We start from the raw sequence: 24,115 nt of genomic DNA, 5'->3' as shown, positions 1-24,115 counted from the left end.
CTAACATTTTGTCGTTTGTTGTCTTGTGTTTGGGCATAAATTATTAATCTGAGGAATTTTAATGCGTAAGTTATCGATACTTGGAGTTGGTTTATTACTTAGTTCTGCATGTAGTTTTACCCCTCAGTTGGCGCCAGAACTTAATTTACCTAAAAAGCCTTTGCTAAAAAAAGAAGTTGTTTTCCTAACCTACAACGCAAAACAAAACCCTGTAAAAATTAAGTCAGTGCAGCTCCCCGCGCATCCAATTTACAAAAACAATCGTGTTTGGGTTGACCCTAAGTCTCTTCAATTAACGCAGTTACAATACCAACTCGTAGTAAAGCAACTTTCTGAGCTTGGTTTAGTAGTAGCCGATAGTAACGATGCCGATTACATTCTTACCGTGCAGCAACTTTCAGTAGAAAGAACCAATGATATAGACTTACAGCTCGAAGCGAAGAAAAAGATTAAGCCTCACACTGCGCCAGTTATAGAAAGTAATCAATCAAAACAATGTAGTAACTATGAAATCAAAGTAAGCTTTCGCTTAAATCACAAACAAAGTGCCGATGTCGTTTGGATTGCTCAAGCGAGTATATCCAGCCACACGTTTATTGATAAACCTCTTATATATAAGTTTACCCAGCAACAGGTAGTCACTAATGAGCAGGCCGTTGTCGATTTTATCAACTTGCACAATACGGAAGCCGCACGTAAACAGCGGTTTGAGCAAAAGGTGTCTGTGCCTACATATCAAGTTGCATATCAAACCACTCCTTTAACTAAAGTGTCTGGTTTATGCACTAACCAAGAGGTTTCAGCGGTGACAAATGACATAGAAGCCCACCTCATTGCCGAGTTAATGGGCAAGTTAAAAGTGCGCTAAACATTTTTTTACAGTATTCAAGCGGTTTTATTGCTTATAATTCTTATAATTAAGCCACAATAAAATTGCCTGAATACCTTCACTGTAGATGTATACTACATTTTTAAGTGATTGGTTTTAGTGAGGGAAACATGGAAAACTACGCCACTATTTTACTTGTTGAAGATGATGAGTCTTTGGCCCAATGGGTTGCTGAATACCTAGATAACCAAGGCTATACAACACATATTTGCCACAGAGGCGATAAAGCTGTTGCTATGGTAAAAGACGTCTCTCCAGATATTGTACTGCTTGATATTATGCTTCCAGGGCAAGATGGCATAAGCGTTTGCCGAGATCTGCGTCAATTCTACAATAAACCTATCGTTATGATGACCGCAAAAGATGAAGAGATGGACGAAGTCATTGGGTTAGAAGTAGGTGCAAGTGATTATGTTATCAAACCTGTTAGACCTCGTGCGCTGCTTGCAAGGATCAAATCTCTACTCAGAGCTGCAGAACAATCATCTTCCACAACCGAGGTCGATGATGACAACATTCAAGTTGGTGCATTACACATAGATACACTCGCACGAAAAGTAACGATTGACGGAGCTGAAGTTGCAATTTCTAGCGCTGAGTATTTATTACTGCACTTTTTAGCTAGTAATGCGGGGGAAGTCGTGTCACGAGATGCGGTATTTAAAGCCACTAAAGGCCGAGAATATGATGGCTTAGACAGAAGTGTCGATGTGCTTATATCAGCACTCAGAAAGAAATTTAATGACGACCCCCAGCACCCAGAAAAATTCAAAACTGTCTGGGGCAAAGGCTACTTAATGGTCCCTACAGCTTGGTAAGCCTGCCGCCTTTTTTATAACCAACATACTTAACCATGTTGGTTTTTACTATCTATAATTTGGTGTTGCCAATTTGAAAAAACTTTACCTGTATTTACTCGCTAGTGCGCTATTGTCTATTGTGGTGCTTGGATGGTTAATCGATACGTTTAATCAACAAGCTTTCTCACCAGATGATAACTTCATGTGGCAACGTAATATCACGGGTGGGTTTATCAAACAGTTGGAAAGACAACCTGTGAAGCTACGAGCTTCATTTGCCAACACCATCAGTCAAGAGTTTTCACTAGATGTAAGTTATAAAGATGGGCAAAGTCTTGCTCTGCCCTCTGAGTTAAAAGACGAAATGTTTACCCCACAAGGTTTATTGCTTGAAGACGAGATAGGCTTTTACCTACTTAAGTCATCCAAAAGTCTTATGCCAGATTATGTCGAGTTGCGTCTAACCAAACCAGAACATGAGCAAAACAGTGATATGTTACTGACCTTGTTATTTTATTCTGGCGTTTGTACTTTTATGTGGTTCATATTGTCACCGCTTGCAAAGAGGTTAAACGTATTAACGAGTAAAGCGAAACAGTTTGCTGCCGGTGATTTTTCGGCTCGTATTGAGCCAAACCATTTTACTTACATCAAAGACGTAGAGCTTACATTTAATGGCATGGCGAGCAAAATTGAAAAGCTGGTGGCAGAAAACAAACTTATGGCTTCAAGTTTATCTCATGACATTAGAACACCTGTTGCCTGTATGCGTTTCGCTTTGGATGCAGCGATAGACGAGCCTGACAATAAAAAGGTGAATGAAATTCTGCTTAGAATGGAAAAAGACTTAGATCAAATGGAAGATATGCTAAAGTCATATTTATCCTTTGCAACGCTCGAGCAAAAATCTCATTTATTAAATTTTGAAACAACACAAGCCTCTCATTATTTACATGATGTAAGCTTGCAAATACAGCCTAAATTACAAAAAGCCGAACTGTCGTTGCTTACAGAACTAAATGCCAAATTCGAAATAACCGCAGACTTACATTGGTTAGCCCGTGCCATTACTAACTTACTCAGTAATGCTTGTGATTTTGCAACCAAGCACATTCAAATCTCTAGTTACTATGACTCACAATATATATTTATAGAAATAGAAGACGATGGTCCGGGGATCGCGCCGGAGAACTGGCACAAAGTATTTAGTCCTTTCTTTCAAGAAGAGAATCACCGAAATCGCGCCGGGAAAAGCTATGGGCTTGGACTTGCTATTGTCAGCAAAGTGCTAGATTGGCACCATGGGAAAGTCTCTGTTTCTCAGTCTGAGAGCTTAGGTGGTGCTAAATTTACGATACAACTGCCAAAAAGACCTAACTGATCATCATTTATGGTGTATTGATTTCAGACAAGGTCTTTTTATTTTTCATCATTTGCAGTAGATTGTCAGCCATCCCTTAGAATATAAAAGAATAACAACATATGAGTAGTATTAGAGGCGAGTTCAGTTCTCGCTTTGGCTTTATTATGGCTGCCGCAGGATCGGCTGTTGGACTTGGTAACATTTGGGGCTTCCCAACTCAAACTGCCTCTAACGGTGGCGCTGCATTCGTTTTAGTGTATCTTATTTTGGCCTTTTGTTTAGCTTACCCGGCTTTAATGGCCGAATTAGTCATTGGTCGTCATGGCCAAGCGAACGCTGTGTCTTCATTACAAAAATTAGCTAACTCACCATTACAGAAAAAATTCGCATTTATCGTCGGTTTTGGCGGTATTATTTGCGCGGGTTTGATCCTCAGCTTTTATGCCATTGTTGCAGGCTGGATGTTCAGTGCTACCGCAGAGCCGATTGCTGCAGTGACAGGCCTAGAAAGTACATCTACTTGGCTTAACACTCAGTCATTTCCACGCGACCTTATATTTACTAGTTTATTCATTATCCTGACCATTGCTATCATCAGTAAAGGCGTTGAAAACGGCATTGAAAAGTGGTCAAAGCGTCTGATGCCAGCCCTGCTGAGTATTTTAGGGCTTCTTATTATCTATGTAATGACTCAAGAAGGCGCAATGGAAGGCTTAAAAGCTTATTTAGTGCCTGATTTTAACTCTTTATTAGATCCGCAACTTTTGGTTAGCGCACTTGGACAAGCGTTTTTCTCACTGTCTTTGGGTACAAGTGTGATGATTATTTATGGCTCTTACATAAGCAAAAAAGAAAACTTAGTTTCATTGGGTGCGTATGTCACGCTTATCGATGTACTTATTGCATTTGTGGCTGGTCTTTTAATTATTCCTGCTATGTATGTCGCACAAGCGCAAGGTGTGGCTATTTTCTCAGAATCTGGCGCCCTGTTATCTGAAGATACTCTAGTATTCCAAGTACTACCCGCTCTGTTCTCAAGCATGGGCGATATTGGCTACTTCGTCGGCTTTGCCTTCTTTGCACTGATGAGTATTGCAGCCCTTACGTCGTCTATTTCAATGCTTGAAGCACCCGTATCTTATGCTGTAGAAAAATTTGCTTTAGGCCGTGTTCAAGCGACTTGGATAATTGGCGGGATCATCTCTCTTGTCAGTTTCACTATTATTTTTAATTTCTCTGCATTGTTTGGTTTTGTAGTAAGTTTAACAACTCAATTCTCTCAGCCGTTAATCGGGATGCTTTGTTGTATCTTTGTTGGCTGGATCTGGCATAGAAATAATTTGCTCGCCGAAATTAAAAATGGCCATAAAGAAGCTGAGAATACATTATTTTGGAAAGTGTGGCCTTGGTACATCAAGTTTGTATGCCCACTTGCAATCGCTATGGTGTTTATTCATTCGTTTTAAACAGAGCTAGCGACCTATTAAAAAAGCGAGTATCGAACTCGCTTTTTTATTGTGTTAATTCCATATCTGTATGTGGAATGCCATCTTCTAGATAAGTGTCAGATATCGCTTTGAATCCTAAACTTTCATAAAAAGGGGTTAGATGAGTTTGCGCACTCAATTGTACTTTATAATCAGGCCAAAGGTGCTTGCATACACTCAATGACTCCTTCATTAATTTTGATGCTAGCCCTTTTCCTCTATTTGGCTCAGTAATAATTACTCTACCAATCGCAGTTACCTGCGAAGTTTTTTGATAGCAACGTGAATAAGCGACAACCTCTCCATCACTATCTAAATAATAAATGTGTCGAGTCTCTTCCAGAATATCAACGTCATCTAATTCAGGGTACGCACATTCTTGCTCAACAACAAAAATATCTACCCTTGCTTTCGCTAATTTGAAGAATGTTAACGTATCTAAGTCAGAGAATTTTTTTACATAACATTTCATGCTTTTCACCGATAAAAAAGCCTAGCTATGCTAGCTAGGCTTTTAGTAAATTAAGACGTACTAACTTAGTTAAATAGTCTTTCTAATTGATCACATAGTTGAGACACATTCACATGATCATGCTCGATGGTTAAATCAACATACCCATCACCTCTAAAGGCTCGATCAAGTTCGATTAACACGTGAGTTTTGTGCGCTTCAGGCACAAATGACAACTCTATCTCTTGAATGCCAAATAACGAACGCGTGTTAGGTCTATATTCTAACTCTTGATAGCAACCAGACGTTGATTGAAAACTAGAAGCTCTCAGATAGCCTTTTTCAACATCTGCTTTTACTAAGCTAAATCCGAGCTTATCCATAGCCTGCATACAGGCTTTCACAGCTTCGTTCGGGTAAATGTGCAGCGTATCTTTGTCGTTAGGATCAATGGCCAAATCAATATCCAGACCAGTTTCAACCCAAACGAACGAATGATTGTAACCCGCGTTCAACTCAGTAATTGGGGTTTCTGAATGCAGTCTTGCTTCGAATGGGATGACTTTCTTTTCACCTGGTGCAATAACAAACTGTTCTGAAATACGCCATTTATCTAAAACATGGTTAGTAAAGTATTCGCCATCATCTGATTCAACTTTGACTCGAGTCATAAGGGCTAATTCTAAGCCGGATACCTGTTGCTCAACATCTCCGCCTTCAACAATAATTTGTGCTTGAAACTTTTGACCTGGATATAAATGTTCAGTTTCTAAAATAGTATCGACCTTCGCAGCCCCGATACCCACAGATGCAAGGATTTTTTTAAACATCGCCTCTCCTGTAGAGATTATTCCTTCTAACTGCATCTTAACCACATTTATTAAATCTTGTCAGCGAAAATTTTTGTTTTTAATGCAAATATCTTTCACTGATAACAAGTTAGTCAAATTTTACGCACTATTAGCCTAAAGTTTTGATTTATAAATCAGTCAGTTTTGCTAATATGCTACATCAATTTCGCTTAATTATATTGAATATGGAACTGTTGTTTTTTGCTGTCGCATTCGCATGCGGATTTTCTATTTACCAACTCAAGCTACCGCCACTCATTGGTTTTTTAATGGCTGGCTTTATTTTAAACCTAATGGGTCATCAGACAACTGATTTACTAACCCAGTTAGCTGATTTAGGTGTAACCATACTATTATTCAGTATTGGTCTAAAACTCAAAGTCGGTAATTTAGTTAAACCTCAAGTATGGGGTCCAGCAACACTGCATATTGTTTTAAGCACAGCTTTTTTTGCCAGTCTCTTAATGTTACTAGGTGCGGCCTCACTGCCCCTATTCAGCTCATTAGATACTTCCAGTGCTTTGCTTGTGGGTTTTGCGTTTAGCTTCTCAAGTACCGTATTTGCTGTAAAGGTACTAGAAGAGCGCGGTGAAATGTCTGCCCTACATGGCAAAATAGCCATTGGCATCTTGGTTATGCAGGATATCTTCGCGGTTATATTTTTGGCTGTCAGCACAGGTAAAATGCCAAATATCTGGGCGCTTGGACTTTTAGTCGCACTGCCTTTATTTAGACCTATCATGTTCTGGGTACTTAATCGCTCTAAACATGGTGAACTTTTACCTCTCTTTGGCTTTTTCTTCGCCTTGGTAATTGGCTACCATGCTTTCGAGTTTGCAGGGTTAAAAGGTGATTTGGGTGCTCTCATCATAGGTATGATGTTTGCCCCACATAAAAAAGCCAGTGAGTTGTCTAAATCATTACTCAATGTGAAAGACATTTTACTTGTCGGCTTTTTCTTAAATATTGGTTTAAATGCGAATATTACACCTAATGCACTATTAGTTGCGGTTATGCTTATCTTAGTGTTGCCTATCAAGGTTATGTTTTATTACCTGTTAACTAACTTCTTCAGACTCAGGGCGCGTACGTCTCTACTGAGTGCATTTACGCTGTCAAATTACAGTGAGTTTGGATTAATCGTTTGTGCAGTAGCAGCCTCAACAGGCCTCATTACCAGCGATTGGTTAGCCGTTGTTGCCATTGCAGTATCGATCACTTTTGTCATTGCGTCACCGCTTAATAAACGTGCCAATGAGTTGTACGTTAAGCTAGAGCCTTGGCTATTAAAATTTGAGAGTGACAAACGCTTAGAAGAAGAATTACCTGTTAATTTAACAGATACCAAAATCGTTATTTTTGGTATGGGCCGAATTGGTACGGGTGCTTATGAAACCATAGAAGCGTCGCACCCAGGTAAAGTAGCAGGTATTGATATCAAACCGGAAGTCGTTGATAAGCATGTGAAGCGCAACCGTCGTGTTTTACTCGCCGATGCGACCGATCCGGATTTCTGGCAGCGCATGAACCACTCTGACGTTGATATGGTAATGTTAGCCATGCCTAAGCATATGCAAAACATTTTTGCGCTAGAGCAACTTCGAGCATCGGGTTTCAGTGGCCGTGTAAGCGCCATCGCATATTACCCAGATCAACAACGTGAATTAGAAGAAATGGGCGTAGAATTTACCTATAACTTCTATCTAGAAGCAGGTAGTGGTTTCGCTGAACACGTTAGCCAGAAAATATTTAATTAAAAGCAAAAAAAGTTATCAGTACTATAGTAGGTACTGATAACTATTTCTATTTACCTCTCAACAACTTACATCTAGACGTCCATTATCCCTTGTTCCGAATATTGCAAGTCGATTTACAAAGCTTTACATCGGCCGTAGCAATCATGCTCAAAAAAAGAGTAAACTGGAACGGTCTTATGAGCTAAGTATCTATTTTAAACACAATTTTTTTGTGTGACACTTTTTAGTGTATAGCTCATGTTTTTAGAATTTTTGGCAAGCGAGAGGCATTGATGCGTAAAGGTAAGGCAGAATTAAATTTTTCAGCCGTGGTGGATGATGTTAAAGCAAGTCCTTTTGTGGATTTGCAAAGCCGACTTGACGAGCTGCAAGACAATGGAATGACAGCGCTGACAATTCGCACTGTTTTATTTAATAAGATGCTAGATATGCACAGTGTTCCGGCCGATCATTTTTTGAGAAAAGAATCAGCCCCATCTAGATTAGATGACCCGAAAATAATTGAAACACTTAATGACCTGGGCTTTTATAAACAAAGCAAAGTCGTTCATTAATTAATTGGGGAGCCTACTCTCCGACTCATAGGCTGGCAATGCCCGTCGCCAGCCTATCTTCTTTCCTACTGAGTATTACTTGCTTATTTCTTTCTCTTTTAATGCGTCTTTCTTGGTGATTTTCTTAGGTATAATACTGAGAACAGCTAGCTTTATTGGTAACCAATAAATTGCATAAACAGAATCATGTTTAGCGTCATATTTACCAACACCAATACTTACTTTGCCAGCCTCAGATGCTTTTATTAAAGTCCCACCTAGCTTGTCCCAAATAGCCAATGCTGAGCCTAAGTTGGTATCAAAGTGCTTAGGGTTATCGCTGTGATGAACCTGATGTTGAGCTGGGCTAATAAACCACCCTTCTAATTTGTCTCCCCAACTAAACCAAATGTGGGAGTGTCTTAAATTAGCACCAAAAATATTAAATAAGAAAACAAAGGCATTTGCACCTAGAATGTCAAACATGCTTAATGAAGTGCCAAACAAATGATAACCCACACCTACAGCGATACCTTGAGTCACCGCCATTCTGCAGGCGTATAAGTAGCTTTCAACTGGGTGGGTTCGATAAATAGTAAAAGGTGTCAGTACCTTTGCTGAGTGATGAACTTTATGAAACTCCCATAAGAATGGGACTTTATGAAGCAGTAAATGTAGCAAGTATCTAGTGAAATCATCGAGCAAAAATAGTATGAGTGTAAAAAATGCAATCACACTGGCTTCTGGCCATTGCAACAAAAGTGGTTTGCCGAGCACCCACTCTAGAAAATCTGTAACAGCTATCGCGACAGGCACCATGGTGAGTACAATCGGTGCAAACGTTGCAGCTTTAATGATTTTATTTGTAATAAGCAAGGTGTAATCTAATTTCGCACTTTTACACAACCACACATCTTTGGGAAATAAAAAACGCAAAAAGCCTTTGCCACTTTTCGACTTTTCAATTTGTGCATAAACAAAAAACGCCATAACGATCGCGCTAAGTAAATATGGAATGTATATGCGCTTGTTTGCGTCAATCAAATAGGTAGGCAATGCTGATAAGTCTTGCCAAATCTGCTCTAACACTCACTCTCCTTTAAAACTGAAATATAGAGATGTAATTTTGTTTTAATAGACACGATATATTAAGACACATGAAAATTTATAAAAACTTATGTATTTATATCGTTCTGTATTAAGCATAAAATTATACGAAAAAGGGCCACTAGCGGCCCTTTTTAATAATTATAAAATACCGATTAAAATTGATATTTATAGCCTAATGTAAACTGCCTAGGCACACCTGAGCGCGCACCATAAGGGCGTCGACTTACAATTTCAGCTTCATCGAATAAGTTGTCAACTTTCGCATAAATGCGGCCGTAATTACCTAGCTCGTACGCCGCTGAAATATTTACCGTTGTAGTTGAAGGTACCATTTTTCCGACTAATGCAGGAACATAACTCGTCGGTTCATTACCTGAAGCATAATCAGTTCCAGCAACTTCCTTCATAGAACTTCGATACTTAAAGGATAAATTGAATGACCAATCGTTGCTTTCTAAACCGACATTAAAAGTAAACTGATGATTTGGTAAATAAGGTAGTTCATCACCTTTTTTAATATTACCCCATTGTGCAAACGTAGAATTGAAGCTTGAATCAAATTGACTATCTGTATAGGTGTATACAAAGCCATAAGGAATATCAATTTGCAAATTCAAAGGATAAGTCTGCGAAAATTGCGTCTCCAATCCATAGACTGTTGCCGCACCGCCATTAAACTCTTCACCTATCTGCCCATCACAGTTAGATTGACCACAGCTTTCTTTTAAATTTGAATAATCATTATAAAAAGCAACAACTTCAAGTTCAGAAATACCGTCATTGAAACGACCACCAAACTCATAGTTGGTGCTCTTTTCAACTTCAATGTCTTGTGTTTGTTTAGGTGAAGAAGGTACAAAGCCTCTATGAACGCCAAATAAAAGACCTGATTGTTCGTTAAGTTGGTAGAAACCACTTAAACCAGGTAACCATATTCTGGTTGTTTTCTTTTGCCAGTTTGTAGGCTGATCTTTTACTGTGTGGTGCATCTTCATTAGCTCACCACGTAAACCTAAGCCTAGCGTTAACGCATCAATTTCAACTTGGTTTTCTGCATACACAGACCATGCATCAGTTTGCTCTTTTTCATGCGTAGCAGGTCGCACATCTTGAAGCAGATCAAATGCTTTGCCATTTTTCATGGCATAGTTTTCTTCAAAATGCTTTCTTTCAATTTCATCTTGATGGAAACGAATACCCGACGATAACTTATTGCTCAAACCAAAAAACTTGTATTCATAAGTCGTATCAATTTGAAGGCCTTGAGAGTAATAGGCCCTATCGTTTGTGCCCATATTCAAGTAAAGCGACGGTTGACCATCGGTAATAGAGTCCTGCTGCCCTGTGATAACGGCGTACTCAAGCTCATGCTTAGTAGGGTCCTCTAAAATCTCTTGTAATTTTACATCTGTCGGTCGCATTCTTTGGTCAAGCATACCGTGCAGTTTGCGCCAAGCCCTTTCATAGTCATTTCTATACACTCGGGTTGTGACACTCAAATCATCGGCTTGAAGAGCGTGGCTAAACATTACTTGAGTGTGTTTAGTATCCATTTGTGCAGGCTGCGTTGCTGCATAACGACGATAAGGCGTTTCAGCAAAATCTTCTTCCGTTAAGCCCAAATAAGTTTCATTTGATAACTCATCAGCATAAGAAAGTTTTAAACCAAACTCATGATCAATGCCGTCGTTCTGTAACTTATAGTTAAACTTAGCGAGATAGTCATTTTTCTCAAAACCACTATCACCACCACCGTCGATATCTTTAAAGCCATCGGCTTTTAAGTTTACACCTTCGAGTAGAAAACCTACGTTGTTAACCACTGAGCCAAAGTGAGCGTGTGTTTTTTGATAACCGTCTGAACCAATAGCTAGGTCAATTCCACCTTCTGAAAACTCTGGAATTTGACGCGTTACTAAGTTTATTGTACCAGCAACTGTTTGTGGACCGTATTTAATCGCAGAAGGCCCTTTAAATACTTCAACAGCGGTCATTCTGGTCACAACTGGGAAGTAATAAGCTGCTGGTGCTGAGTATGGAGATGGACCAATTAATACACCATCTTCTAAAATAGTAATCTTCTTACTACGCTCAGGGGTTACGCCACGAAAACCAATATTTGGACGAAGACCATATCCGTCTTCCTCTCTAATATTAATACCTGGTACATTTTCTAAAATCTTATGAATGTCATCATGCTCAAACTTTTCAAGTTTAGCTTCTGTAAGTAAAGTCGCTGAACCCGCTTCTTTTCTCAATTTGTCATGATGGCTCAAGATCGTGATATGTTCGATATCATCTGTCTCATCACTGGTTTGCGCAACCGCTGTAGGTAAAGCCAAGCTTAAAGAGAGCGCCAATAATGATTTTTTAAAAGTCATATTATTAGTCATTGTCACCTGCCGACGTCTGAGGTAGTTCTAAAGCGAGTTTGTTGATGAAATCGTTTTTCAATTGATCCGTTACATCTTTTACTTTGGCATGTGTTTTTTCAACAGAGGCTGAATCTGTTGTTAATGCACTTTGGAGATTCTCTACTTCATCCGCAGCTAATTTCGCATCAGCAATGCCTTTTAACATGATCTCTTTTGTGTCTGTTGCACCTTGATCATCTAAGAAGTCGTCGAAGCCAGTATTCTCTGCATCACCACCAGTAAATATTTTTTCAAAACCAGCGATATTTGCACGAATATTTTCAATTGAGTGTTTAGCATAGATAGATTCAACATCTTGAGCACATACTGAAGTACCACAACTATTGCTGAACATGCCTAGAGGCGTTGCAAGTTTGTAATCTTTTAGCTCTTCGGTCATGTAGAATAGCGCATCAGTGATCTCATTAATTGCTGCAAGTGTGGTGGCAAATTTATTGCCTGGCTGACCTGCTTGCTTTAATACATTTGCATATCCATCTTCACCCGCCCATTGGTAAAGTAGTTGAGTAGAGGTTTCAGATAAATCTTCCGCAACAGCAACTGCAAATTGACATCTTAAGGCTTTACGCGCTTGCTCAGTTTTGTTATCCCAATCACTGAGCGCATCTCCTGCACTTGCTGCTGAACAACTGTGGCCCATATTCTCATTAAATAAGAGATACTCTAGGGCATCTAAACCACGACGTTTATCACTACGTTTAGCGATATCGTAGTCGTTACCGTTGATCTCCCCAGCATAAAAAAACATCACATCTTGATCAACACTACATGTACTGACTGCTGGCCAAGAATAAATATTATTTCTTAGGGTTTTTCTCTGTGCCGAAAGTGGTCCTAAAATCATCAATTCAGCATGCTGCCAACTAACCATGGTTTCTTTCCATGCGTTCTGCGCATTTAGTTTGGCTTCATTTAGTTGGTCTTTTGCTTGCTGATCTTCAAGGGCAGGATCATAAGCTGTTTCAAGGTCACAATAAGCTTTAAGCAATGCTGGCTGAGATTTTACATTAGTATCAAATGCTTGATAGGTTGGAGTAATCACATTATCAACTAAGCTCTCTATTAGCTTTGTTTGATCAAAGGTGTTATTGCCATCGGTACCGCCATTATTCCCATTGCCACCTTGGTTATCAGTCACATGCCCTGCATGGCCTTCGCCAGCTGTTGCAGAAGTGCTTTCACCGCAGCCACTTAGTATTAACGCCACACTGGCAGCGATTAATAAAGGTTTCAGTTTTAAAGCCATTTAATGCCTCATTATCTATATTGCAAATACAACAAAAGGTCAGACTAAAAAAGACTGACCTTTAAAATAGAAGTTATCGTAATTTCACCTAATAGAAATTACCAAGCTTCAACTAATGCATTCAACGCAGCGCCTTCTAGTTTGTCGCCATTTGCGTCTTTCCACTCGTATGAGTCACGAAGAATGTTACGCGCATCAATTAAGTCTAACTTATACTGGTCAATAGAATCAGCATCTGTGATCACAGGCTGATTACCCATTAAGTTATGTAATTTTGCAAAAGCCATTTGACCCGCTTCTGTTTTTACAAAAGGTGAATAAGGGTTAAATTGCATTGCAAATGCGAAACCTTTCATTTCACCCCAATGCTTACCTAACTTGCTTAACTGATATTCAGTATAATTTTCTTCTTTGAATGCATCTAAGCCTACTGCAACACCATCGCCATCTTTGTACTCTAAAACATAGTTAATGTAATGAATTACGGTTGCAACAATTGCCTGTTCCCAAGCGACTGATGCTGTTTCTGCATAGCCTTTTAATTTGGCTGCATCATCTGAAGAAAGTGCTTGGCCAGCTGTTTCGTTTAAAAGCTTACGACCTTCAAAGAATGCCGTGTAAGCTTCTTTAGTTAAATCAGTCTGATACGCTTTACCATCGACTTCAACCACTTTACGGTCACGTTTTGCAGCGTTTGAAGAGTTACCCCAAATAAATTCAGCAGTTAGGTCAATTTCACCGTCAGCATTGGTATCTTGCATACCCTTGTAGCTAGCTCTGTCGTTTTCTGAAATTTTACCTGCAATTTCGTTGTCAGTGTAATCAGCATAGTTACGCGCAGCACCGAAATAACCAAAACCTTCATCCCATTGGTGCTCAAGTTTAGTGTAACCTTTTTCATCTACATCTGTATCAGTATGGGCTGAACGTAGACCTTTACCATCTTTGCTATCGCCTAAGTAATCAGCAGTACCTTGAGAGAATACCACCGCACCATAGAAGTACTTTTCAATTAGCTGCTGAAGATCGATACCTGTCGGCGTGATGTAAGGTGAACCAATCTCAATACCCTGTACTGTTTTGCCAGATTCAGTACCTACATTTTTAGCTGTCGTCTGTAGAAGCTTAAATAGTTCATCAGCAAAACCTCTTGGCGTATTATCTGCGCCTTCTAAGCCAGCCCAACCAACAAAGCTATCATCTAGGTTCCAGTTTTTAAACTGGCCTGAGTTGTCATTACCTGCAATTTTACCGTATAGGTCTTTATGCGAAGATGAAATTTCAGTTAGGATACTTTGTTTGGCATTATCAGGTACAACATTTAGAGACTCAGAACCCCAAAGTTCATCGTATTCGGTTGTCGCCTTATCTTTGTCTGCTAATGAAACGCCATTTGGCTTACCGTCATTATCTGTTTTATCTTTGTATTCAGAGATTTTGTAGTATTTGTTAATTTCTTCAAATACAGAGTCTGCTGCTAGCTCATCTTTCGATGCATTTAAAATGAAGTGTGATAACTCTTCAATCTGAACAAATCGAGCTACTTGACCTGTGTAGTAAACATTTGATTTAGACGTATCTGCATTTAAGAAGTCATAATCCATTGTATCTGTGATGTCGATAGTTAACGTCTTTTTGAAGTCGTTTTCACCGTCGTTTACATTTACTTCAACTTCAACGGTTGCACCAGCTTCGAAATCAAATACTGTGCCTTCTTTAACAGATAACTTAGTACCTTCAATTGTGAAACGTTCATCAGCTGTTGTGAATGTGAAAGAGGTCGAGTCAGCATCAGTCGCAGCTAAAGTACCCACTTCTTGAGCAACAGATACGTTTTCTTTAACACCAGCTTCAGAAGCAGTTAAAGTGATGTTCGTTGGTGCTGCGTTTGTAGGTGTAGTTGTATCAGGTGTAGTTGTTTCGTTGTTGCTTGAACCGCCACACGCAGTTAAACCTAATGTTGCTGCTAAGATAGATGTAGCTAACAGAGACTTACGAAGGGTCATTCTTATTGTCCTTTGAAAATACTAAATATTATTAAATTTTAATTGCGGCAAAGTATACACGCATCTAAATAACAATCAATATTATTTACACTGTCATAAATAGTACTTTTGTCAAAAAAGAGTGTGAAAAATATTCTCAACCCTATGGAGAAATCAAACAAAGTCAATTTAAATCAACAATATAGATAACCCCCTTCAAAAGGGCAATTCAATAACCTTTATGAGAATCAATATCAATTACTTTATATTTATTGTGCTATTATCAATTATTCTCGATGCTATCATTAAATATTTGTTGTGCAGTCTGCCAAATAGCCAAATTAACAGGATCTTTTAACCTTGTAGATTTAGCAATCAAGCCAATTTCTATATCAGTGTTACCGCTATCAATAGGTAATACTCTCACTTGCTGCTTAAAAGGACTTTGAGATAAAACAACATCTGGTACTAAAGCGATACCAAACCCCAAACTGACAAGGGCCACGATTGCTTCATGACCTGATACATGCGCATAGACTTTCGGCTTAAAGCTTTGCTCTGCACAGAACTCATCTAATCTTTCTTTTAATACGCCCTGCTCTGGTACAATATATTCGAGCTTTGACCACTCAAGTGTCTTTATAGGCATTGCATTTATAGTGTCGGAAAGTGGACTCTCCATTGTCGGCGCTATCATCAGCAACTTAGCTTCACCTAGCTTTGTATAAGCAAGACCTGCTGGTAGCTCCCTTGGTTTAACTGCAACGGCTAAATCCGCTTTTTCAGCTTGGACGTTCGATATTGAAAGGGCTGGGTCGCCAGTATTTAGATTCAACTCTACATCTGGGTATTTTTTACGAAATGCCGCAAACAATTTATATATATAGCTATAACTTGCCGTAACAGAACAATATAAGTCAGCTTCTCCCGATAAAACCTGTTGTTCAGTCTGACATTGCCCTTTAAAAAGCCGCCATTGATTTAGCGTTGCATTAGCATAGTCAACAAAGGCTTTTCCTTGAGAAGTTAATGACACACTGCGGTTATCTCTAATAAATAAGGGTACGCCGACTTCTTCTTCTAATTGTTTTATTTGTCGGCTCAGTGTTGGTGCACTAATAAAGCAAAGGTTACTTGCTCGGCCAAAATGTAAGGTATCAGCCAGCGCTAAGAAATACTTAAGTTGTTTATGGTCCATTTTACATTTCAAAAATTGAAATACAGTAATTCAAATATATCATTTTACGAAACCAAAACTACCCCCTATCCTCAAACTCGTATCTAGACAAACACTTTTTTTAAAAGGCTCTAACATGGCGAATTATTTTAATACTCTTCCTTTACGCGAACAGTTAGCACAACTTGCTCAATGCGAGTTTATGGACCCAAAAGAATTTGAAAACGGCGTTGCAGCCCTAGAAGGTAAAAAACTGGTAATCGTTGGTTGTGGCGCACAGGGTCTAAACCAAGGTTTAAACTTGCGTGATTCAGGATTAGATGTCAGTTATGCCCTGCGCGATTCTGCGATTGCTGAAAAGCGTGCTTCGTTCGTTAATGCATCAGAAAACGGTTTTACAGTTGGCACTTATGAAGAACTTATTCCTACTGCGGACTTAGTGCTTAACCTTACTCCAGACAAACAACACACCAATGTCGTTGAAGCGGTTATGCCACTGATGAAACAAGGCTCAACCCTGGCATATTCTCATGGCTTCAATATTGTTGAAGAAGGTATGCAAGTACGTGAAGACATCACTGTGATCATGGTTGCCCCTAAGTGCCCAGGTACAGAAGTGCGTGAAGAATATAAGCGAGGCTTTGGTGTACCAACGCTAATCGCGGTTCACCCAGAAAATGATCCAGAAGGTAAAGGCCTTGAACAAGCAAAAGCTTATGCAGCTGGTACTGGTGGTCACAGAGCAGGTGTACTTAAGTCATCTTTCATTGCCGAAGTAAAATCAGATCTTATGGGTGAGCAAACTATCCTTTGCGGTATGTTACAAACTGGCTCGCTACTTTGTTTCGATAAAATGGTTGAAAAAGGCGTTGATGCCGCGTACGCGTCAAAACTTATTCAATACGGTTGGGAAGTGATTACCGAAGCACTTAAGCATGGTGGCATCACCAACATGATGGACCGCTTAAGCAATCCTGCAAAAGTAAAAGCATTCGAGCTAAGTGAAGAGCTAAAGCAGATCATGCGTCCTCTGTACAACAAGCATATGGACGACATCATCAGCGGCGAGTTCTCAAGCGGTATGATGGCCGATTGGGCAGAAGACGACGCCAAACTTCTTTCGTGGCGCGCAGAAACCGCTGAAACGGCATTCGAGAAGCAAGAAAATACGGGGGAAGAAATTTCTGAACAAGCTTTCTTCGACAAAGGTATTTTAATGGTTGCTATGGTAAAAGCAGGTGTTGAACTTGCGTTTGAGACCATGACTGCCGCGGGCATTATTGAAGAGTCAGCATATTATGAGTCGCTTCACGAAACACCGTTAATCGCAAATACAATTGCACGTAAAAAACTATTCGAAATGAACCGTACTATCTCAGATACGGCAGAGTATGGCTGTTATTTATATAATCATGCATGTTTACCATTGCTTCAGGATTTCATGAAAAACATCGAAACTGATGTTATTGGAGAAGGTTTAAGCTCAGATAACTTTGTTGATAATCAATCTCTAATTGCTATTAACAGTGCTATCAGAAACCACCCTGTCGAGAAGGTCGGTGAAACATTACGCGGCTATATGTCAGCGATGAAAAAGATTGTTTAGAAACGTTTCGCTTGTTAGAAACCAAGCCCAATAACTGTAAAGTTTTGGGCTTTTTTACTATTTGTTTACAATTTTAAATAAACTTCAATAGTAGATAAGAATTCCTATGCTAGAATAATTACTTAACTCGTTATCAAAATAAGTAATATGAAAGCGAATAGTTTATCCATTACAGTAAAAATCTCGCTCCTCGGTAGTTTAATCGCAATTATCGTTGCAACACTCATTGGGGTTATCTCTACCTACCAGGCAAAAGGCATGGTCGAAAGACGCATGTTACACTCTGAATTGCCTAGTAAAGTAGAAAATATAAGTAAATCTATAGAGAAACAAATTGCGCAAATGAAAGATGCTGCAGAGCTGCTTTCAAGTAATCAGTTCATTCTAGCCAATGCTAAAAACCACCGACAGGATGACACCCTACTTGTCTCTGAATTACAACGTATTGCAAAACAGTTTGACTTAGCAACCGCGTCATGGGCAAACCGTGAAACAGCTGAGTACTGGAATCAACATGGATTCTTACGTGTTTTGAACCATCAAGAAGACGGCTGGTTTTATGGTTTCACGCAATCAGGTGAAGCTTACTCCATCAGTATTTTTAGAGAAACCACTGGTGCTGTGAATATGTTCGTGAACCACCAGCAGTTGAATGGTATTGGTTTAGCAGGCCTTGCGAAAAGTGTCACTGATATGCAGAGCATGCTCAGTCAATTCACACTTGAGCAAACAGGGTTTGTTTTCGTGGTTGATAATACTGGCGCAATTAAGTTGTTCCCTGATAGTCGCTCAACTCAAGCACAATCCTTGAAAGACTTGTATGGCAGTACAAATTCCAACGCACTTTTACAAAATAACGCGTCAAACTTGATTAATGTTTCTTTGAATAATGAAGCACAAGTGATTGCAAGTCAGCCAATCAAAGGCACAAATTTATATGTTGTGGCACAAGTACCAGAGCATGAGGTTTATACCGAAATACGTAGTCTACAATGGCAGATTGTTGGATATGCCAGCATCATTGCGATTTTTGCTTGCTTAGTCAGCTTTTTCTTAGCTCGTACATTGGCAGCCCCACTTTCTAAAATTGCGCAACTGTTTGCCAACTTAGGAAGTGGCGATGCAAGACTAAATTATCGATTACCAGAATCAACACAACCAGAGCTGCAAGAGCTCAGTGATGGCTTTAATCAGTTTATTGCCAAGATAGAGCAAGCTATCAAACAAGTGGCAAATGAAAGCCATGAAATTCGTGCCACCAGCCTTAAACTAACAGAGCAAAGTAATCGAACTTGCCACGCCCTAAATGAGCAAAAATCTCAAACATTATCTGTAGCGGCTGCGATTAACGAAATGGGCGCAACGGTGCAAGAGATTGCTGGCAATGCGAATAACTCTGCACAATTGACTGAATCAAGTAAAAATACGGTTAAGCACAGTGAACAAGAAATTGCCCAATCTCAGATTACATTAGGACAGCTTGCGGATGACATAAATAGTATGGCTGAGCAGGTTAACTCTCTCGTTGAGCGTACCCGCTCAATCGCAAGTATTGTAGAAGTGATCAGAGGGATCTCAGAGCAAACAAACCTACTGGCACTCAATGCTGCAATTGAATCAGCTCGAGCTGGTGAGCATGGTCGTGGTTTTGCAGTCGTGGCAGACGAAGTGCGTGCGTTGGCAAGCAGAACATCTCAATCTACTGATGAGATCCATAACACCATTAATGAACTCACTGTTGCCGCAGAAAACATTGTATCGCAGATCACGCAATCTAGAAGTCAAGCTGAACATAGTGTTATGAGTATGCAGAACTCTGTTGATCTGCTGAAGGACGTTAGCGAAACATCAAACCAAATCAATGATATGACTACTCTTATCGCAGCTGCTACTGAAGAGCAAAGCAATGTTGTTGCTGAAGTTGGACTAAACATTGAACAGATCAGCGCAGCCAGTGATAATGTTGTCGATGAAACACAAGCAATTTCACAAGCTATTGAAGCCCTTGCCGAGTCAGCGAAAACACTCGATGGTTTAGTTATGAGTTTCGATAGTAAGTAATTAAAAATATTTACTTTTCTAAAAAAGAGCAGCACTCACACTGCTCTTTTTTTATAAGCTAGCGCAATATGCGTAATAATTTGTAACGATTAAAAATACAACAACCCCATTTCTTCATCTAGGCTTAAATAATGACTAGCTGTAAGGGGTTATGTATGAAGCACATTTCATCAACACTAATTGCATTGCTGCTATTACTCAATTTAGCAGGATGTCAGAGCACCCAATCCAATACACCTGACATTAATTACGCACTAATAAACACATCGGTATTTGAACAAAAAGAGATTGTCTCTCAAGATGAAGTTTTTGCTCTCAATGAAGACATAAAAACGCAACTTGACCACTATATTAAAGACAAAGCATCTCCAATACGACAAGCCAAGCAACTACTCAATTTTTTAATGGATAATGGAGACAGTACACTAGCTTATCAAAGTGGCGCTAATCTAGTCGCATCTGACGCTTTTTATAATCTCAATGCAAATTGTCTTTCTCTTTCAATCTTAGCGCATAGTCTCGCAGAGCATTTAGGTCTCTCAACACAATTTCAACGTGTTCATATTCCAGAGTATTGGGATCAAAGCCAAGGTTATAGCCTACTTACTGGTCATGTTAATCTCATCATCAAAAAAGCACCTCTCAGAGATGAAGCAAACAAAATATTCTTTCTAGAACCCACCTCTATTACCGTCGATTTTGATCCTAACAGTAGAGAGCAAAAATTTAAAACGAGCAGAATCAGTAAAAACAGGATCACTGCTATGTTTTACAACAACCGCGGTGCAATGCATATGATCAGAGCTGAATATGACTTAGCTTATAGCTATTTTAAAGGAGCAATCGAACTAGACCCAGCTTACTCAGGTGCTTGGGGAAATCTTGGGATACTCTATCGTATAAACAACATGCACGACCTTGCAGAAAGGACCTACCAACACGCTTTGATTGTTGACCCAAATAACAACACAGCGTTGGGCAATACCGCACTGTTATACCGTTTAACTAACCGAGAAAGCTTAGCATTCGAAATCGAAACTAAATTAGAAAACAAGCGAAAAAGCAATCCTTTCTATATGATTGTAAAAGGTAATGAGGCCATCGCTAAAAATGAACTAAACAAAGCACTTCATTTTTTTAATGAAGCGAGAAAGCTTGATAATGACCTTCATGACAGTTATTTTGGCTTAGCTAAAGTCTATTATTACAAAGGAAACCTTAGTCGTGCAGAACGTTATCTCAAACTGGCGCTTAAAAATGCAGAGTTCAATCACGATAAACGACGCTATGAGGGTAAGCTGGCTGCTTTTAAGTATTTGGCTAGTCGCTAACGCCAATGCTGCCAGCGCGTCGACGCGTTTGTATGAAGATATGAGTGTTTTAACCAGCTCTGAGCATCAAGGAAGAGAAGCTGGCAGCCCGACTCCCAATATCACAGCTCAATTTTTACATGAGCGTTTTCAGAGTTTAGGTATTGAAGTTAATTATCAAAGCTTTGAATTTAAAAATGGGTTCTTTAGCAAAAAGCTGGGGCACAACGTCATCGCGACGTTACCCTGCACTGTTGACCAGTGTGGCAAAAAGTTAGTCATCACCGCCCACTATGACCATTTAGGTGGGCGAGAGAATAGCTTCTATGCAGGCGCCAATGATAATGCGACAGGTACTGCTGCATTATTAGCAATCGCAAAAGTCTTAAAAGAGCAAACTCGATTTAGTGACGTAATATTTTTAGCTACTGACGCGGAAGAAAAGGGGCTCTATGGTGCTAAACATTATGTGAGTGAAACTGACATTAATGGATATGCCTTAAATATTAATTTGGATATGTTAGCCATTAATAACAGAAACACTCTGTACGCACTTCATGATAAAAAAGCCAAAAAATACATTGAGCAATTTAAACAGCAAGAAAATCCATTTAAGGTATTTTCTACTTCGTCTCAGTTTAGGCTGCACAAAAAGCTCAATGACAATCGTATCAACTGGCATAAGGCCAGTGATCATTACGCGTTTAGTTTGAAGAAAATACCGTATATCTACTTTGGTATGGGGATTGATGATAAACATCACACTAAAAAAGACACATTAGACAATATGAACTTTGAAAAGTATCAAGCTGTGGTTGAATCTATCAGTGACTTTATCGTCTCATTAGCGCAAATTCCATTAGACTCCACGAATTGAATCTTTTGAACTTTGTTTAGCTTTTTAAGATGCCATTCCAATTTCGCGGCCGTACTTTTATCACCGACTGCTTTATTATAAATCAATTTGATGGGCGCTTTGCCTTTTAGGTTTTTTGCGCCTTTACCAGCATTATGTGCCTCAACTCGAGCGTCAACGTTGTTGGTGATCCCCGTATACCAATGCCCCAACCTACTTTCGACAATGTAGACAGACCAAACCTTTATATCTTGGGCCACTTTTTTTACCTATTAAGAAACTTTTTTAACTTCATACCGTCAAAGTGTATCAAGAAACTTTACCTTCTGTACGCAATCGGTATGATGCAAACAATAAAAGAATAAGGATCAAAAAATAAATGCTAGTAAAAAAATCCCTCGCTGTTTGGCTAAGTGCAGTAGTTATGACTGTTATGTTGTCTGGCTGTTCAAGTTGGGTATATCGAATTAGTATTCCACAAGGCAACTTTTTAGAACAAAGTGACGTAGATAAACTACGCGTTCAGATGACCCAAGAGCAAGTGCTTTATGTTTTGGGGAGCCCAGTTGCAAAAGATGCTTTTTCAAATGACAGCTGGCACTATAGCTACACGCTAAATATTGGTCGAGATTCTGAGCATAGAAAATCTTTAGTCGTTTATTTTGAGAATGGCCTTCTTGCGAGAATTAGTGGTGATTTTGAAGAGCCAGAAGAGTTTAATATCCCACTCGAGCAATAATTAACATCTACTTTCCTAAATGAAAAAAAGGGCTTAAAGCCCTTTTTTCATTCTCTTATAAATAATTATGCTCTGCCACCGGTTATTTTGTTGGCACGACCTTCTTCTTTCGCTTTTTCAGCTCTTTGTCTTCTTGCTGCTTTTGGGTCGGCAATCAAAGGACGATAAATTTCTATTCTATCACCCTCTTTCACCACTTGATGGTTTTTAACAGTGCGATTCCAAATACCAAGTGCTAAATTCGATAAATCAATTTCAGGACACTTATCTGCAATACCTGATTGTAAAACTACTTGCTCAGCCGTTGAGCCTTCAGCAACATCGACAGACAGCGAGGTTGCAGTGTCTGGTAATGCAAAAACAACTTCAACCTTAATCATTATCTCACCCCATATACGGTTTTAGCACGTTGTGTAAACGCAACAACCATGTTCTTGGCGACTTCGTTAAATACTTTACCGAATGCCATCTCAATTAATTTACTGGCAAATTCAAATTCTAGTTTTAAAGACACTTTACATGCTTGCTCATCAAGCGCTGTAAACTCCCAATAACCATTTAGTGATTTGAAAGGACCGTCAACCAATTTCATCTCAACTTTGTTACCTGCTAAACGATTATTTGTTGTGAACCACTTTTTAAGGCCCGCTTTCGATATTTCTAAACTGGCGGTCATTGAAGACTCATCCTCAGAAATAATTTTTGCGTTGGAACAATTTGGTAAAAATGCAGGGTACGCATTTACATCATTGACTAGGTCAAACATTTCTTGGCTGCTGTACATCACCAGCGCACTTTTTTCAATCTGCGGCATAGCTACTCCACTTGCTTTGACGCGATTTTAGCAAGCTTTTTAATAATTATCTTGTTTACAAAGCATGAGTGGGTAAAAATAAGTAACAAAGCTAAAAAAGCCCTGTTTAATCAGATCATTTGTAGGTAGACTACGCCATTATGGCAAAGAAAAAATCACCAAAAGCAAACAGCAATACTATCGCGCTAAACAAAAAAGCGCGACACGAGTATTTTTTACACGATAAGTTCGAAGCTGGTATTGAACTACAAGGCTGGGAAGTTAAAAGTATCCGAGCAGGTAAAGTAAATATCTCTGATACTTATATTCATCTTAAAGACGGCGAAGCATTTTTACTTGGTGCTCAGATCCAACCATTAAACAGTGCATCAACTCACGTGATTTGTGATCCAATGCGATATCGTAAGCTGCTTCTCAAGAAGCGTGAATTAGATAGATTGATTGGTGCAACTGAGCGCGATGGCTTTTCATTGGTTGCAACTGCAATGTATTGGAAAAAGTGCTGGGTTAAATTGGAGTTCCATTTAGCCAAAGGTAAGAAGATGCACGATAAGCGCGCCGATATCAAAGACAAAGACTGGTCGCGCGATAAAGAGCGCTTAATGAAGCATAAAGCCAGATAAACAATATAATTACTCTAAACCC

The 24,115-nt window shown here is 39.3% G+C and carries 22 protein-coding genes; 12 read left to right on the top strand and 10 right to left on the bottom strand.

Features of this window, described 5'->3' with window-relative positions:
- Positions 1-61: 61 nt before the first annotated feature.
- The 4 genes from C1E24_RS15325 to C1E24_RS15310 all read left to right on the top strand — a co-directional run bounded on the left by C1E24_RS15325 (position 62) and on the right by C1E24_RS15310 (position 4,518).
- Complete coding sequence (locus C1E24_RS15325) at positions 62-868, top strand: hypothetical protein (protein WP_138482921.1); 807 nt, start codon at positions 62-64, stop codon at positions 866-868.
- 131 nt (positions 869-999) lie between these two features.
- Positions 1,000-1,707, top strand: coding sequence for a response regulator (locus C1E24_RS15320; RefSeq protein ID WP_138482919.1), 708 nt, complete (start codon positions 1,000-1,002; stop codon positions 1,705-1,707).
- A 73-nt stretch (positions 1,708-1,780) separates the two neighbouring features.
- Entirely contained in the window at positions 1,781-3,070 is a 1,290-nt protein-coding gene (locus C1E24_RS15315) for a sensor histidine kinase (protein ID WP_138482917.1), read from the top strand.
- A gap of 101 nt (positions 3,071-3,171) precedes the next feature.
- Positions 3,172-4,518 carry a sodium-dependent transporter gene (locus C1E24_RS15310; RefSeq protein WP_138482915.1) on the top strand — a complete coding sequence of 449 codons (1,347 nt, stop codon included), beginning with the start codon at positions 3,172-3,174 and terminating at the stop codon, positions 4,516-4,518.
- A 46-nt stretch (positions 4,519-4,564) separates the two neighbouring features.
- Here the strand turns inward: C1E24_RS15310 and C1E24_RS15305 are convergent, their stop codons facing one another.
- Together C1E24_RS15305 and C1E24_RS15300 are read right to left on the bottom strand one after the other, a co-directional pair.
- Positions 4,565-5,011: a GNAT family N-acetyltransferase gene (locus C1E24_RS15305; RefSeq protein WP_138482913.1), complete on the bottom strand. Its 447-nt coding sequence runs from the start codon at positions 5,009-5,011 to the stop codon at positions 4,565-4,567.
- A 65-nt stretch (positions 5,012-5,076) separates the two neighbouring features.
- Positions 5,077-5,820: a sporulation protein gene (locus C1E24_RS15300; protein ID WP_138482911.1), complete on the bottom strand. Its 744-nt coding sequence runs from the start codon at positions 5,818-5,820 to the stop codon at positions 5,077-5,079.
- Positions 5,821-6,026: 206 nt separating this feature from the next.
- Here C1E24_RS15300 and C1E24_RS15295 point away from each other — a divergent pair, with 206 nt between their 5' ends.
- Together C1E24_RS15295 and C1E24_RS15290 are read left to right on the top strand one after the other, a co-directional pair.
- Positions 6,027-7,598 (top strand): cation:proton antiporter family protein, encoded by a 1,572-nt coding sequence (locus C1E24_RS15295; protein WP_138482909.1) that lies wholly within the window; start codon positions 6,027-6,029, stop codon positions 7,596-7,598.
- A gap of 272 nt (positions 7,599-7,870) precedes the next feature.
- Positions 7,871-8,152 carry a hypothetical protein gene (locus C1E24_RS15290; protein ID WP_138482907.1) on the top strand — a complete coding sequence of 94 codons (282 nt, stop codon included), beginning with the start codon at positions 7,871-7,873 and terminating at the stop codon, positions 8,150-8,152.
- Positions 8,153-8,227: 75 nt separating this feature from the next.
- Here the strand turns inward: C1E24_RS15290 and C1E24_RS15285 are convergent, their stop codons facing one another.
- The 5 genes from C1E24_RS15285 to ilvY form a co-directional block, all read right to left on the bottom strand.
- The gene (locus C1E24_RS15285) at positions 8,228-9,220 is read right to left on the bottom strand and encodes a sterol desaturase family protein (protein WP_138482905.1); all 993 of its coding nucleotides are present in this window, start codon (positions 9,218-9,220) and stop codon (positions 8,228-8,230) included.
- Positions 9,221-9,393: 173 nt separating this feature from the next.
- Positions 9,394-11,634: a TonB-dependent receptor family protein gene (locus C1E24_RS15280; protein WP_138482903.1), complete on the bottom strand. Its 2,241-nt coding sequence runs from the start codon at positions 11,632-11,634 to the stop codon at positions 9,394-9,396.
- Positions 11,627-12,922, bottom strand: a complete 1,296-nt coding sequence (locus C1E24_RS15275) for an imelysin family protein (RefSeq protein WP_138482901.1) — start codon at positions 12,920-12,922, stop codon at positions 11,627-11,629. The genes C1E24_RS15280 and C1E24_RS15275 overlap by 8 nt, the downstream gene beginning before the upstream one ends.
- A 98-nt stretch (positions 12,923-13,020) precedes the next feature.
- Positions 13,021-14,928, bottom strand: coding sequence for a DUF4856 domain-containing protein (locus C1E24_RS15270; protein WP_138482899.1), 1,908 nt, complete (start codon positions 14,926-14,928; stop codon positions 13,021-13,023).
- A gap of 262 nt (positions 14,929-15,190) precedes the next feature.
- A complete protein-coding gene (gene ilvY, locus C1E24_RS15265) occupies positions 15,191-16,105 on the bottom strand; it encodes an HTH-type transcriptional activator IlvY (RefSeq protein ID WP_138482897.1) in 915 nt (304 codons plus the stop codon).
- Between the two features lie 115 nt (positions 16,106-16,220).
- Here ilvY and ilvC point away from each other — a divergent pair, with 115 nt between their 5' ends.
- The 4 genes from ilvC (at position 16,221) to C1E24_RS15245 (ending at position 21,938) form a co-directional block, all read left to right on the top strand.
- Positions 16,221-17,690: a ketol-acid reductoisomerase gene (gene ilvC / locus C1E24_RS15260; RefSeq protein ID WP_138482895.1), complete on the top strand. Its 1,470-nt coding sequence runs from the start codon at positions 16,221-16,223 to the stop codon at positions 17,688-17,690.
- Positions 17,691-17,837: 147 nt separating this feature from the next.
- Entirely contained in the window at positions 17,838-19,751 is a 1,914-nt protein-coding gene (locus tag C1E24_RS15255; RefSeq protein ID WP_138482893.1) for a methyl-accepting chemotaxis protein, read from the top strand.
- Positions 19,752-19,906: 155 nt separating this feature from the next.
- Positions 19,907-21,082, top strand: a complete 1,176-nt coding sequence (locus tag C1E24_RS15250) for a tetratricopeptide repeat protein (RefSeq protein ID WP_138482891.1) — start codon at positions 19,907-19,909, stop codon at positions 21,080-21,082.
- A complete protein-coding gene (locus tag C1E24_RS15245) occupies positions 21,009-21,938 on the top strand; it encodes a M28 family peptidase (protein ID WP_240722032.1) in 930 nt (309 codons plus the stop codon). Before C1E24_RS15250 ends, C1E24_RS15245 begins: the two co-directional genes overlap by 74 nt.
- Here C1E24_RS15245 and C1E24_RS15240 read toward each other — a convergent pair.
- Positions 21,866-22,177, bottom strand: a complete 312-nt coding sequence (locus C1E24_RS15240) for a GIY-YIG nuclease family protein (RefSeq protein WP_138482889.1) — start codon at positions 22,175-22,177, stop codon at positions 21,866-21,868. The genes C1E24_RS15245 and C1E24_RS15240 overlap by 73 nt on opposite strands.
- A gap of 119 nt (positions 22,178-22,296) precedes the next feature.
- On the opposite strand from C1E24_RS15240, the gene C1E24_RS15235 reads away from it, so the two are divergent.
- Positions 22,297-22,656: an outer membrane protein assembly factor BamE gene (locus C1E24_RS15235; protein WP_138482887.1), complete on the top strand. Its 360-nt coding sequence runs from the start codon at positions 22,297-22,299 to the stop codon at positions 22,654-22,656.
- A gap of 65 nt (positions 22,657-22,721) precedes the next feature.
- On the opposite strand, the gene C1E24_RS15230 is transcribed toward C1E24_RS15235, so the two are convergent.
- On the bottom strand, positions 22,722-23,036 hold the full coding sequence (locus tag C1E24_RS15230) for an RnfH family protein (protein ID WP_138482885.1): 315 nt from the start codon (positions 23,034-23,036) through the stop codon (positions 22,722-22,724).
- On the bottom strand, positions 23,036-23,470 hold the full coding sequence (locus C1E24_RS15225) for a type II toxin-antitoxin system RatA family toxin (RefSeq protein ID WP_138482883.1): 435 nt from the start codon (positions 23,468-23,470) through the stop codon (positions 23,036-23,038). The genes C1E24_RS15230 and C1E24_RS15225 overlap by 1 nt, the downstream gene beginning before the upstream one ends.
- 140 nt (positions 23,471-23,610) lie before the next feature.
- On the opposite strand from C1E24_RS15225, the gene smpB reads away from it, so the two are divergent.
- Positions 23,611-24,093, top strand: coding sequence for an SsrA-binding protein SmpB (smpB, locus tag C1E24_RS15220; RefSeq protein ID WP_138482881.1), 483 nt, complete (start codon positions 23,611-23,613; stop codon positions 24,091-24,093).
- Positions 24,094-24,115: the final 22 nt, after the last annotated feature.

This window comes from Pseudoalteromonas phenolica (assembly GCF_005876835.1).
Classification (GTDB): Bacteria; Pseudomonadota; Gammaproteobacteria; order Enterobacterales; family Alteromonadaceae; genus Pseudoalteromonas; species Pseudoalteromonas phenolica_B.
This window is presented reverse-complemented; position numbering and strand designations above follow the sequence as displayed.